At 70.6% G+C, this 13495-nt stretch carries 8 protein-coding genes; 3 read left to right on the top strand and 5 right to left on the bottom strand.

Translation table 11 applies throughout. From position 1 onward, the window contains the following. The first annotated feature begins 60 nt into the window (after positions 1–60). Positions 61–3537, top strand: a complete 3477-nt coding sequence (locus QHF85_RS35575; protein ID WP_281331847.1) for a HEAT repeat domain-containing protein — start codon at positions 61–63, stop codon at positions 3535–3537. Between the two features lie 4 nt (positions 3538–3541). On the opposite strand, the gene QHF85_RS35570 is transcribed toward QHF85_RS35575, so the two are convergent. Together QHF85_RS35570 and QHF85_RS35565 are read right to left on the bottom strand one after the other, a co-directional pair. Then, positions 3542–5248, bottom strand: a complete 1707-nt coding sequence (locus QHF85_RS35570) for a tetratricopeptide repeat protein (protein ID WP_281331846.1) — start codon at positions 5246–5248, stop codon at positions 3542–3544. A 4-nt stretch (positions 5249–5252) separates the two neighbouring features. Continuing rightward, positions 5253–6824, bottom strand: a complete 1572-nt coding sequence (locus tag QHF85_RS35565) for a thrombospondin type 3 repeat-containing protein (RefSeq protein WP_281331845.1) — start codon at positions 6822–6824, stop codon at positions 5253–5255. Positions 6825–7063: 239 nt separating this feature from the next. On the opposite strand from QHF85_RS35565, the gene QHF85_RS35560 reads away from it, so the two are divergent. Continuing rightward, positions 7064–8467 (top strand): DUF6600 domain-containing protein, encoded by a 1404-nt coding sequence (locus QHF85_RS35560; protein WP_281331844.1) that lies wholly within the window; start codon positions 7064–7066, stop codon positions 8465–8467. A 52-nt stretch (positions 8468–8519) separates the two neighbouring features. Beyond that, positions 8520–9134: a hypothetical protein gene (locus QHF85_RS35555; protein ID WP_281331843.1), complete on the top strand. Its 615-nt coding sequence runs from the start codon at positions 8520–8522 to the stop codon at positions 9132–9134. A 61-nt stretch (positions 9135–9195) separates the two neighbouring features. Here QHF85_RS35555 and QHF85_RS35550 read toward each other — a convergent pair whose 3' ends face one another. The 3 genes from QHF85_RS35550 to QHF85_RS35540 form a co-directional block, all read right to left on the bottom strand. Further along, the gene (locus QHF85_RS35550; RefSeq protein WP_281331842.1) at positions 9196–10812 is read right to left on the bottom strand and encodes a pitrilysin family protein; all 1617 of its coding nucleotides are present in this window, start codon (positions 10810–10812) and stop codon (positions 9196–9198) included. Next, positions 10809–12227, bottom strand: coding sequence for a pitrilysin family protein (locus QHF85_RS35545; RefSeq protein WP_281331841.1), 1419 nt, complete (start codon positions 12225–12227; stop codon positions 10809–10811). The genes QHF85_RS35550 and QHF85_RS35545 overlap by 4 nt, the downstream gene beginning before the upstream one ends. Positions 12228–12298: 71 nt before the next feature. Next, a complete protein-coding gene (locus tag QHF85_RS35540) occupies positions 12299–13474 on the bottom strand; it encodes a hypothetical protein (protein ID WP_281331840.1) in 1176 nt (391 codons plus the stop codon). Between the last annotated feature and the right edge of the window lie 21 nt (positions 13475–13495).

The raw sequence follows: 13495 nt of genomic DNA, 5'->3' as shown, positions 1-13495 counted from the left end.
CGCGCACCATGGCCTACCAAGGCTACCGTCTCGTTACGGTATACTACCCTTTCTTGCCACGTGGCTGAACCCCCTGCCCCGACCGCATCGACGTCCCTGCCGAACGAAGGCCCGAGGTCCGGGACCGTCGCGACGAACCGGGACAAAGCGCGCCACGCCGCCGCGTCGTCGCTGCTCGGCATCGCCCTCAGCCGGGCTGAAATCGAGCGCGTCGCGCTCCTGTCGTCGCTGCTCTTCCTGTCGGCCCTGCTGCTCGTCGTCGGCCGCACCGCGCGCGACGCGCTCTTCCTGACGCGGTTCCCCGTCACGTGGATCGCGCCGATGTGGATGGCCTACGGCGTGGTCTCCGCCGTCGTGGCCTTCGGCTACGAGCGTGGCCTCCGGAAGCTGCCGCGCGCGCGCTTCGGCGCGGTGTTCGCGCTCGGCGCGGCCGCAAGCTACGTCCTGCTCCGCCTGCTCATCGGCAAGGACATCGGCGCCGCGTACCTGATCTTCGCGATCTGGGCCGACGTCATCGCGAACCTGACCGGCATGCTCGCCTGGAGCATCGCGCAGGACCTCTACGACGCGCGCAGCGCACGGCGCATCTTCGGGCTCATCGGCGCGGGGCACATCGCGGGCACGGTCGTCTCGGGCCTCGGGGCCGGCGCCATCGCGCCGATCATCGGCGCGGAGAACCTCATCTTCGTGCTCGTCGCGGCGCTGCTCGGCGTCGCGCTCCTCTGCCGCATCACCGCGCGAAGGCACGGCGCGCCCTCCCGGGGCCGCGCCGACGATCGGCCCGGCGCGCAGCAGCACGACCCGTCGCCGCTCTGGAGCTCGCGCTACGTCGGGGCCCTCGCCGTGACGATCCTGGTCGTCTACACGATCCTCACGGTCGGCGATTACCAGTTCAAGGCGATCGCCCGCACGTCGTACCCGGACCGCGACTCGCTCGCGCGGTTCATGGGCACGTTTTACGGCGCGATCGGGATGGTCGGGCTCTTCGTCCAGCTCGTCGTCACGCCGCGGATGCTCGATCGCGCGGGCGTGCTCGGAGGCGCGGCGACGATGCCCGTCGCGTTCCTCGCGAGCACGGCGCTGCTCCTCGCGTTCCCCTCGATGCCGCTCGCGGCGGTGCTCAAGGCGAGCGACAACGCGCTGCAGTTCTCGATCTTCGACGTGACGCTGCAGATCCTGTTCTTCCCGTTCCCCGCGGCGCACAGGGATCGGGTGCGGACGCTCGCGTCCGCGATCATGAAGCCGCTCGGGTGCGGCGTGGGCGCGGCGCTGCTGCTCGCGTTCAGCCCCTCGGCGAGCGAGGCACAACCGGGAGCCTCGCTCATCACGGCGGCGGCGCAGCTCGGCTACGTGACGTTGCCGCTCGGCCTCCTGATCATGCCGCTGCTGCTCGTCGTGCGGCGCGGCTACGTGGAGGCGATGCAGGGGACGCTCCTGCGAGGCAAGCTCACGCCGGAGATGCCCCAGCGCGGCGGCAGGGCCGTGGCCGCGCTCGCCGGGGCGCTGTCGAGCCTCGACGCGCCGCAGGTGCTCTTCGCCCTCGATCGGCTGCGGCAGCTCGATCCGGCGCGCGTCCGCGAGGCGCTGCCGGCGCTCACGCGGCACGTCTCTTCGCGCGTGCGGGCCGCGGCGCTCCGGACTTCCCGCGTGGTGGGGCACCCCGACGCCGCGGCGCTCGCCCGCGAGCGGCTCGAAGATCCCGATCCCGAGGTCCGAGGCATCGCGGTGGAGCTGCTCGCGAACGCGCTCGGCGAGGACGCGCACGAGGAACTCTGCGCGCTCGCCGCGCGAGGCGGCGACGAGGCCGTGCGGGCGGCGTCGATCGCAGCGCTGCTGCGGCACGGCGGGCTCGGCGGCATGCTGGAAGGCGCGCCGCGGCTCAGGGATCTGCTCGACAGCGAGGATCCCGCCGAGCGCGTGACGGCCGCGCGGGTGCTCGGTTTGGTGGGACAACCGCAGCTCGAGCGGGCCGTGGCGCGGCTGCTCGCGGACGCGGATCCGGCCGTGCGGAAGGCCGCGCTCTCGGCCTCCGCGACGGTGGCCGCGCCGAAGCTCCTGCCGCTCCTCTGCGAAGCGCTCGCCGATCACGCGCTCGGGAAGGCCGCGTCGAACGCGATCGTGGCGCTCGGCGATCGCGCCATCCCGCGGCTCGTGGCGACGCTCTCGGATCCGCAAGCGGACGCGACCGTGCGGCTGGCGATCCCCCGGCTCCTGTCTCGGATCGGCACGAGCGCCGCGCTCGCCGCGCTGCTCGATCGGGTGGACGAGCCCGACGATCGGGTGCGGCAGAAGGTGCTCGCGTCGGCCTCACGGCTGCGCCTCGCGCTCGGCGCGCCGCCCGCGCCGCTCGAGCCGATCCGCGAGCGCATCGAGCGGGAAGCGCATGCCCACGAGCGCGAGCGTGACGCCTACCTCCTCGTGCGCCCGCGCCTCGCTCGCCCGCTGCTCGACGCCCACGTGGAGCGCCGCTTGCGCAAGGGCCTCATCCGGATCCTGCGCCTCTGCGAGCTCGTGTATCCGCGCGACGTCGTGGCCGGGGTGCGGACGCACGTCTTCGGCAAGGATCGATCGCTCCGCGCGAACGCCTTCGAGGTGCTCGAATCGCTGCTCGATCGCCGCCGCGGCGCGCGGCTCGTGGCGCTGTTCGAGCGCTACCTCGAGCTCGCCGAGGGGCTGCCGCGCGGCGGCGCGACCCCGAGCACGGACGACGTCGTGACCTTCGTGCGATCGGAGCTCCAGTCGAACGACCCTTACCGCGCCGCGCTCGTGCTCGAAGCGGTCGCGGTGCACCGGATCGAGGCGTGCGCGAGCGACGCGATCCTCGCGCTCGACGCGCCCGATCCGCTCGTGCGCGAGGCGGCGGCGATCGCGGTGGTCGAGACGCACGCAGCGGGCGCAGAGGACAAACTGAAGGCCCTCGCGAAGGATCCGGATCGGGTCGTCGCGCGGTGGGCTGCACACTGGGAGAAGACGGGGCGGAGCGGGCTCGACGCGGGAGACGGCATGTACACGACGATCGAAAAAGTCCTGTTTTTGCAGCGCGTCCCGATCCTGTCGAAGATCTCGGGCGAGGAGCTCGTGGGGCTCGCGCGGACCTCGGAGGTCCTCGGCCTGCCGCGCGGCGAGGTGATCTTCCGGCAAGGCGACGCCGGCGCCGCGCTCTACTTCATCATCTCGGGCTCGGTCAGCCTGCGCGTCGAAGGCAAGGAGGTCGTGCGGCTCGGGGCGAACGAGGTCTTCGGCGAGACGTCGATCATCGATCGCGAGCCACGCGCGGCGACGGCCGTGAGCCTCGAACCCGTGGAGCTCCTGCGCGTGTCGGGCGAGGATTTCAGCGCCGCGGTGCACGACACGGCCGAGATCGCGATGGGCGTGCTCCGGGTGGTGAGCGGCCGGCTGCGCGAGGCGGATCGCCGGCTCTCGTCGGCGGAGGCCGAGCTCGCGCGGCTGCGCAGGACGTCGAGCCCGAAGGGGGAACAGCCTCCGTCCGAGGACGACGCGGGGGCGACGCGCCGGAGCTGGGAGGACGACGAGTGAGGCGTCAGGGGCGACGCGGGGATCGCAGATCCGCCTCGATCTGACGGAGCAACGCAGCCTCGCGGGTTCGGTTCGGGTGACGCGCGACGAAGGGCGCGAGGGTCGCCCGCGCCTCCTCGAGCCGGCCTTGCCGGGCGAGGAAGACCGCGAGGTTGAAGACAGCCTTCGCCGCGTCCGGATCGAGCTCCACGGCCTTGCGGAAGTGCTCTTCGGACTCGCGCACGCGCCCCGTCTCGAGCAGCGCCACGCCGAGCTGCGCGTGCGGCTCGGACCACGTCGGCAGGATCTCGCTCGCTCGCTCGAACGGCCCGATCGACGCCGCGGCCTTGCCCTCGTTGAGCAGCGCCGAGCCGTAGTTGTGATGCGCCCGCGCCGACCTCGGCACGACCTCGATCGCCGACGCGAACAGCGTCCGATCGTTTGCCCAGTCCGCGCCGCGGTTCCACGCGAGCGCCAGGTTGCCGAGCATCACGGGCGCGAGCACGAGCACGAACGCGCGCACGTGGGTCGGATCCACCTTCGGCCGCTTCTGCGCCGCGCGCTTCTTCCCCTTCCCTGAAGGCGCCGCGGGCAAAGCGAGCGTACCGGGCGTTCGCTCCAGCACCCACTCGCCGACGCGCGCGATCGCCAGCGCGAAGCCCGCGGCCGGCAGATAAAGCAGCCGTTCGGCGAAGATCGTCGGGAGCACGAAGGGGAGCTGACTGACGACGAACCACGGCACGAGCACCATCACGGCCGCGAGCGCGAGCAGGGGCTCTCGCCGACGCAGGCGGATCGCCAGGGCGACGAGGCCCACGAGCACGAGCGCGCCGACGAGGACGGGCACGACGAACGGGCTCGGCTCCGGCAGGATCGCGGCATACGAGTAGTCCGCCGACAAACGCACGGGCAGGACGATCTTGCCGAGCGCCATGCCGAACAGCCGCAGCGAGGTCCAGACGCGCGGCCCCCATCCCTCGGCGAGCAGCGGGTTGGCCTGGACGTCGCGTGACACGGCCGCGAGCGGCGGCGCGAACGCCACCGTGCGCAGCGCGATCACCGCGCCCGCCGCGGCGACGAGCGATCCGTACCGCGCCGAAAGGATCCGCGGCGCGCGCCCCGGCGGCGAGAGGATCCGATCGGCGAGGAAAAGGAACAGCGGAAAGACGATCGCCGACTCCTTGCACGCGAGCGCGCCCGCGAACGCGAGCGCCGCGCCGATCGTATTTCGAGGCGCCTCTTCCTCGTCCGCGCGCCCCGCGAGGTACCACGCGAGCCACGCGAACCCCGCCGCCATCACGTCCGCGCGCCCCACGAGCCCCACCACGGCCTCCGTGTGGATCCCGAGCACGCCAAAGACCATCGCCGCGACGACGGCGAACGTCGTCCGCCCCGTGTGCCGCGCGAGCGCGAGCGCGAGCATCACCGACGTCGCCGCGTGCAGCACGAGGTTCGTCGCGTGAAACCCTTCCGTGACGTGCTTGTTCAGCCAGAACGAGAGCACCACGAGCGGCCGCCACGTCCCCGGCCCCTCGCCCAGCGGATGCCCCCAGAAATCCGAGCCGAAGAGCGCCCCGAGATCGAGGCCTCCCTGCACGACCGGGTTCTCCTGGATCGCTCCGCGATCATCAAAGACGAAGCCCGCGCCGAGCGCGCGCGCATGCCCGAAGAAGGCAGCCGCCGCGACGAGCGCGAGCGCGCCGCGGGACAGCTCGGCCTTCGCTCGGGTCATGCGCCTACTTGATGATGCGCGCCTGGACGGTGCCCGCGCGCAGATCGTCGCGCAGGACGAGCTCGTAACGGTTCGAGTCGAGGCTGCCCGATCGCAGCACGAAGATGATCGCCTGCGCCCGCCGATCGCTGAGATCGGTGCTCACGCCCTTCGTGCCGAGCGAGACGCTGACCTGCTCGATCTTCGGGTTCGCGCGCATCGTCGCCGCGATCTCCTCGAGCGCCGCCTGTCCCTCGGGCGTGAGCTGATCGCCCGTGCTGAACTTGATCGGCGGTTTGATCTCGAACGAATCACCCTTGAGGCGCGCGTACTTCGGGCAGCCCTCGGGCGCGGGACCGGGCTCGGTCGGGCACTTGTCCACGGGCTCCGGGAGCTGATCGTTGTCGACGTCCGGACAACCGTTCGCCTCCGCGCTCGCGTGCTTGACGCCCGGGCTCTGCGGGCAAGCGTCCACTTCGTCGTCGATGCCGTCGCCGTCCTTGTCGCTCGACGGACAGCCGTGCTTCTTCGGATCCGCGTTCACGGGCCCGGCCTCGGCAGGGCAGGCGTCCTCGGCATCCGGGATCTTGTCGAGGTCACGATCCGGCGGCCCCTTCGGCGCGACCGGCTTGGGCCGTCCCCCGCCGACGTACGCGAGGCTCAGGACCCCGCGGAACCCCGGCGCGCCCGCGGCCCCGCCGAACCCCGGCCCGCCGCTCACGCCGATCTGCATCCCGCCGAACGCCATGCGCACCGACGCGAGCGGCTCGATCTGCAGATCGATCGAGCTCGGCGGCTCCTTGCCCGCGTCCACGGACGCGTGCGTCTGGTTGAACATCGCGAAGCTCGGCTCGAGGCCGACCCACAGGAACGAAGCCGCGCGGAGCTGCGCGGCGCACGCGAGGGCGATCCGCTCGCCGTCGGAGCCAGCGACGTCGATGAAGAACAGGGGCGACACGAACGCCGTGCAACCCCACCTGAACGAGCCCTTCTCGCTCGCGACGCCGACATCCACCTCCGCGCGGAGCCGCTTGTCCGAGAGGAACGACGCCGTCGATCCGACGGGCGCCCAGAACCTCGCGCCCGCGACGAGCGTGAAGGCCTTCGTGTCGAGCGGACGGAAATGCAGACCGGCGCGCAAATCTCCGACGCCGAACGTCTCGGGCTGACGGATCGTGACGCCATACCGATCGAACGGCTCCTCGAGGTCGCCGTTGAGGAAGAGCCCGACGGGGAGCGCGAGATCGACCGTGAGCCAGGGCAGCGGCGTGATCGAGCCGCCGACGTGCGCGAGCAGCGCGTTTTGGACGGGCGTCGCCGCGACGGTCTCGCCGCCCTGCCCGTCGATGGTGACGGCCTTGAGCAGCCCCATGCCGTAGTCGAACGACAGGCCGAACGCGAACTCGATGGTGTTCGCGCCCTTCTCGTGAGGCCCGAGCGCACGAAGGAAGGGGCTCTCCGGCGAGGCCGGCTGGAGCTGGTCGATGCGGATGCCCTCGTCGAGACGGGCCTTGTTTTCCTGGGCCGATGAGGAGCCCGCGAGGGAAAAGCCCATCGCCAACGCGAAGAGCCCTGCCCATCCTTGCCGTGCACGCACGGGCCCACCTTACATGCACCGCCGGGCCCGTTGGAACTGGGACCTGCATCGGATCGAAGATCCCGCGCAATCCGGTTCGCGCCCCGACCCTGGGAACGCCACTTCCCATCGAGATCACGAGGCGCGGAAACGATCCGGGCCCTGGCTCGTCCAAGGGATCACGACGCGGAACGACGCTTGCAAGACGGTATCGACGAGCGCTTCCGCTCTGGCAACTGCTTCGACGAGGTCCCATCATCATGAACGCCATGCGCTTTGCCGAGACGTCGCCTTCCCGCACCGATCGCCCCGCGCCCCGGCCCGCCTTGCCAGGGCGTCGCTTCACTTCCGTCGTGCTCTCGCTCCTCGCGGCTGCACTTTCGTTCACACCTCTGGCAGTCCAAGCGGATACACCCGCGGGCCTGCCCCAGGGCTGGACGAGCGACGCGTCCGAGGAGGCCGCTGCGCCGAGCACCGACCGCTTCCAGCCCACGCAAGCCGTGGACGCGCAGGTCAGCGTGTCGGTGTCCGCCGACGAATACGTCGACACGGATCCGGCCGCGCTCAACGATTTCCGCGAGCCGCTCGCGACCTACGGCACGTGGGTGGACGATTCCACGTACGGCACGGTCTGGGTGCCGAGCGCCACCGTCGTCGGCGCAGACTTTGCGCCGTATCAGACCGCGGGCCACTGGGAGCTCGACGTCGACGGCAACTGGATGTGGGTCAGCGATTACGACTGGGGCTACATCCCGTTCCATTACGGTCGCTGGACCTGGATCGGCGGCCGCGGCTGGGGCTGGATCCCGGGCCGCGTGTATGCGCCCGCATGGGTCACGTGGCGCATGACGGATTACGGCTACGTCGGCTGGGCGCCGATGGCGCCGTCCTATTACTGGTTCGGCGGCTCCGCGGTGAACGTGTGGGTCAGCCCGTCGTCCGCGTTCGTGTTCTGCCCGTCGAGCTACGTCTTCCATCGCCACGTGCACACGTACGTCGTGCGGGATCGCGACATCGTCCGCCGCATCGGCGCGCATTCGCGCCCGTATCGCCCGGCCCAACCGTCGGCAGGCGGCGGCGGCGCGCACGCGCGTTCGTCGTATCGTCCGGCTTCGCCCTCGCTCGCCGAGGCGAAGATCCCCTCCGGGGCCGCCCCGGAAAAACGCTCGGCGCCCGACGCGCGCGCGGTCGCTTATTCGCGTCGCAGCACGACGGCGCAAGCGAAGACGATGCCGGCGCCGTCGCGCGGGGTCGTCGCTGCGCCGTCTGTCTCCAGGGCCCCGGGCGCGCATGCCGAGGGTCGCGGCGTGCACGTCGATCGCAACCCGCGCGTCGACGTCAACCCGCGTGAGTCGCGCGGCGGCCGTGCCGAGGTGTCCACGCCGAGCGCCTCGCCGTCGCGCCCCGCGGTCGCGCCGTCGAGGCCGGCCGTCTCCACGCCGAAGCCCTCGCGTCCCGCGACCGAGTCGCGCCCCTCCACCGAATCGCGTCCGTCGGCCTCGCCGTCGCGGCCTTCGGTCTCGCACTCGCGCCCGTCGGTCTCGCCGTCGCGGCCTTCGGCCTCGCCGTCGCGGCCTTCGGTCTCGCCGTCGCGTTCGTCCTCGCCCTCGCGTTCGTCCTCGCCCTCGCGCTCGTTCTCGCCGTCGCCTCGGCGGGGGCGGTAGCCCGCGGTACTTGGCCCGTCCTTTGCGAAACCGCCGAACAGGAGCACGTCCGATGCCTTCTTTTCTACGCAACGTGAAGCTTGGTTCCCTGACGGTGTGGCCGGCCGTTCTCGGTCTCGTCGCCTGCGCTGGCCTGGGGAGCGCCACGACGGGATGCATCATCGTCGACGACGACGATGACGACACGGTGATCATCGACGACGGCACGCGGCCGCCCACGGAGCAGCCGATGCAGATGAGCATCGAGACCGACGTCCAGCTCGACGCGGTCCCCGGCGACGGCGTCGGTGTGTTCGTCGAGTACTACGCAAGCGGCGTGTACCGGATCTGGACGACCTGCGACACGAACTTCTCCGGCTTGTCTTGCCCGATGGACATCTTCACGTCGGTCGACACGAGCTCGACGATCGACGCGGTCACGACGGACGATCTCGAAGGCGCCGACCACGTGAACATCCATGAGGCCGCGGGCACGGTCGACATGCACGTCGATACGGGCGTGGACTTCGACGCGATCGAGATCAGCACGACGCCCGGCGCGATCCTCCGCCTCGAGGTCCTCATCGACGGCGTGCCGCAGCCGCGCTTCGTGTACTGGTTCGGCAACGGCGTCCTGCACAACGGCGCCCCGACGAGCCCGGTCGACTTCGTCCCGACCGTGCCGTGAACGAAAAAGGCCCGGCCGACATCACGTCGACCGGGCCTTTCGTTTCCCCGCCCCGCGCCTTCTACTTGCCCTTCTTCGTCGCCGGTTTGTCCGCGGCCTTCGCCGCCGGTTTGTCCGCGGCCTTCGCCTCGGGCTTCGCCGCGGCGCTTGCCGGCTTGCCCTCCGGATCCCAGAGCTCGGGCTCGCCGAGGCCGAGCGTCGCGAGCTGAGGCCCGACCGCGTCGCGCGGGCCCACGACGACGACCGTCGCCGACGCCGGATCCACGTGCGTCTTCGCGAGCGAGGTGACGTCCGCGAGCGTCGCGCTCTGCCGCGCGCGGGTCGCTTCGCTGTCGTGACCCGGCAGAAGCCCGAGCCGCGCCAGCGTCGCGAGCCTGCGCGCCGTGCCGCTCACGGTCTCGTAGGTCTGCATGAGGTCGGCTCGATCCTGCGCCTTCGCCTTCTCCAGCTCCTCCGCCGACGGCCCCGAAGCGGCCATCTTCGCGAGCTCGCTCAGCATCTCCTTCAGCGCGACGCCGGTCGCGGGCGTCTCGACCGACGCGATGGCCCAGAACCCGCCCTTGTTGCGGCTCTCCTGGAACGTCGATCCCGCGCCGTACGCCCAGTGGTGCTCCTCGCGCAGGTTCATGTTGAGCCGCGACGTGAACGAGCCGCCGAGCGCCGTGTTGATGAGCTCGAGCCGTGGGAGCACGGGATCACTCGCGGCCACGCCGTCCCGCACGACCGCGATGACGGACTGCGGCGCGCCTGGCCGATCGACGAGCACGAGCTTCGGCCGCGCCGACGCCGCGCGCGGCCCCGGGAGCTCCGCCTGCTTCGGCGCGGCCTTCGCGGGCGGCGCTTTCCAGGAGCCGAGCTGCGCGTCGACGATGTCCGTCACCTCCTTGCGCGAGATGTCGCCGGCCACGACGAGCACCGCGCGATCGGGGCGGAAGCTCTCCGTGTAAAAGCGCTTCACGGCCTTCAGATCGAGCTTCGCCGCCGCTTCGAGCGAGCCATCGGCGGGGTGCCCGTAGGGCGTGTCCGGGCCGAAGAGCACCGCGGCGTTGATCAAACGCGAGACGCTCATCGGCTCGTCGGAGCGCTTCTTCAGGTGGTTCTGCCAGAGCTCCGAGACGCGCTTCCACTCCTTCGGATCGAAGTGCGGCCGCGCGACGACGTCCGAGAAGATGCCGAACGCCGCGTTGAAGTTGTTCTTCAGCACGGTCAGCGAGAGGACGCTCGCGTCGGCGCTCGTGCCGAGCGAGAGCGTCGCGCCGAGATCGTTGATGCCGCTCGACACCTCGACGGCGCTGCGCTTGCCGGCGCCCTCGTCGAGCATGTCGGTCGTGATGTGCATCAGGCCGGGCAGGTTCGCCGGATCGGCCGAGGACCCGCCGCGCACGACGAGCACCGCCGACACGAGCGGCAAGCCGTGCTTCTCGACCAGCCACACGGAAAGGCCGTTCTTGGTCGTGAACGTCTCGACGGCGGGAGGTGTGAACGGACGGCTCGGCGGCAGCTCCGGCTTGGGCCCGAGCAGATCCACCACGGGCGCCGCGGGCTTGGTCTCGGCGACGGGCGGGGTCGTTTCCTTCTTCGTCGGATCGAGCGGCGTCACCTGCGGCTCGGCGCCGCACGCGGCGAGCGCCGTCACCGCGACGAGCGAAAGGAGGGCCGACGTCTTGGCAATCCTCACGGGGCACCTCCGGCGCCGTTCGTCTTCTTTTCGGGCTCCACGTGGATGATCACGCGGGCGTTCGGGTCGAGGTGGCTCTTCGCGATCCGCTGGAGCGACTCCGCCGTGACGCCGCGATACCGGGCGAGATCCTTCTCGGCGTAGCCCGGATCCCCGACGTACGTCTCGTACCCGGCCAGCATGGACGCGCGCGCGGTGACCGATTGCAGGCGCGAGACGAAGCTCGTCTCGAACTGGTTTTTGGCGCGCTTGATCTCTTCCTGGCTCACGGCCTCGCTCGTGATCTTCTTCATCTCCTCGTCGATTCCGGCTTCGAGCTGCGCGAGCGTGACGCCCGGACGCGCGATCGCCTCGACGAGGAAGTACGAGCCGAGATCCCCGGACGCCTGGTAGGCCGAGACCTCCTGCGCGAGCGCCTTGTCGTAGACGAGCGCCTTGTAGAGCCGGCTCGCCTTGCCGTCGGTGAGGATCACGCTGAGCAGGTCGAGCTCCGCGTCGCCGGGCGCGTATCGCGCGGGGCTGTGCCAGGCCATCACGACCTTGCCGAGCTCCACCTTGTCCGTGAGCGTATCGCGCACGACCTTGTCGAGCTTCACGGGCTTCGCCGGCGGCGCCGCGGGCACGGGCGTCGCCGGGATCGATCCGAACCACTTCTCGATGAGCGGCTTGATCTCGGCGGGCGAGAAATCGCCCGCGACCACGAGCGAGGCGTTGTTCGGGACGTACCAGCGCTTGAAGAAGCCCTTCACGTCGTCCACCGTCGCGGCTTGCAGGTCCTCGTGCGAGCCGATCACCGGGTGGTGGTACGGATGATCCGCCGGGAAGAGCAGCTCGGGGAGCCGCAGCTCGACCTTGCCGTAAGGCTCGTTCTCCGTGCGCTGGCGACGCTCGTTGCGAACGACCCCGCGCTGCACGTCGAGCTTCTCCTGCGTCATCTCGTCGGCGAGCGAGGAAAAGCGATCGGCCTCGAGCCAGAGCAAGAGCTTCAGCGTGTGCGCGGGGCCGACGTCGAAGTAGTCCGTGCGGTCCTCGCTCGTCCACGCGTTGTTCCAGCCGCCCTCGGACTCCATCCACGTGTCGAACATCTTGGGCGGCGCGCGGCGCGTGCCCATGAACATGAGGTGCTCGAAGAGGTGCGCGAAGCCCGTGCGCTTCGGCTCCTCGAAGCGCGAGCCCACCTTCACCATCGTGTTGACCGTGACGAGCGGCAGCGCGTGATCCTCGTGCAGGATCACGGTGAGGCCGTTCGGAAGCTTGTACTTCTCGAACGGGACCTTGATCTCGGCCTTCTGCTCGGCGCGAGCGGTCGCGACGAACGAGGGCAAGGCGAGCGGCGCGGCGAACGCGAGCGCGGAGGCGAGGATCGCCGCGGCCCGCGCGCGGCGCCTTCGAAGGGGAGGACGGATCGATCGCATGGCCGGAGAGCGTGCCGCGTCGGCTCACGATTGCAAGCGGCGAGCGCGACCCGAGGTGCGGAGAGAAGAACCTAGCGACGGCTTCGCGAGGGGGCCTTCTCGGGCAAAGTCGCGGGCGCGCGCTCGTCCGACGATGACGAACCCTTCGCCTTCCCGCCGCTCATGGCGAGGACGACGCCCACCGCGACGGCGACCAGGAAGAGCACGAAGAAGAAGATCTTCCAGAACGAATACGGAGCCTTGCCGATCACCTCGCCGGTCTGTCCGTTCACGAGGAACTGGTAGGGCTCGTCCCGGTACCGATAGGCCGCGATCCACACGGGCAAGAGCACGTGCTTGAAGGTCACGTGCGAGAAGTGGTTGTCCACGCGCAGGTTGCGCTGATCGTCCCCCGGGACGTCGCTCCTGCAACGGCTGCGCTGGGTCGTGGCCATGATGTCCTGCCCCGATTGCCACGCCGGCATGAGGTCGATCGCGTAGGACTCGGCGCGCCAGCCGGCGAGGAACTCGGGGCGGTAGGGCGTGAGCTCCTGCGTGTTGAAGGAGCGGAAGCTGTCGCCGAGTCCCTCGGGCAAACCCTTCGAGGCGCACACGATCACGTCGTCGAAGGCGTCGCTGCGACGGCCGCGCGCGGGCTCCCAGCGGGTCCTCTGCACCTGCCGCGTCTTACGCTCGCCCTTGTCGTCCGTGTACCATTCGGTCTCGTAATAATGGTAGCCGGCCTCGGCGGTCCACGACGAGTCCACGCGCGCGTCGAACGTCCAGTACGGGACGTACACGCCGGCAAACCCCTCGACCTTGGCCATCTTCTTGAGGTCGTTCGGGCGGAACCAGAGCGAGCCGATCCACTCGTCGAAGCGATGGTTCGCGCTGTTCTTGTCGCTCTTGAAAGGGACGACGGACTCGGGGCGGATCGCCGTGCCCGCAGACTCCTGCGCGAGGACCTGGTGGGATCGGCAGAACGTGCACGTCGCGGTCTGCTCGCCCGGCGGGACGTTCACGGTCGCGCCGCACTCGCGGCAGCTCACCTGCGCGACGGGCGTGCCGTAGCCACGCGTGGCGAGGCGCATGCCCTCCTCGATCGGGATCTCGCGGACCTGGTTCCCGCTCGTCTGGGGAATGGCCTGCTGAAAGCCGCAATAAGGGCACTTCATGGCCTGCGTGCCCGCGTCGTAGCCGAGCTTCGCGCCGCACTGGCCACACGGGAACGTGTCGCCCGAAGGCCCCGGATCGAATGCGCTCGTCACCTCATTGTCCTCCGGCGCCGA

Origin of the sequence: Polyangium sp. 6x1, assembly GCF_029946515.1 — a bacterium.
In the GTDB taxonomy this organism is placed as follows: domain Bacteria; phylum Myxococcota_A; class Polyangia; order Polyangiales; family Polyangiaceae; genus Polyangium.
Note: the sequence above shows the minus strand (reverse complement) of the source record. Positions and strands in the feature narration are given on the sequence as shown.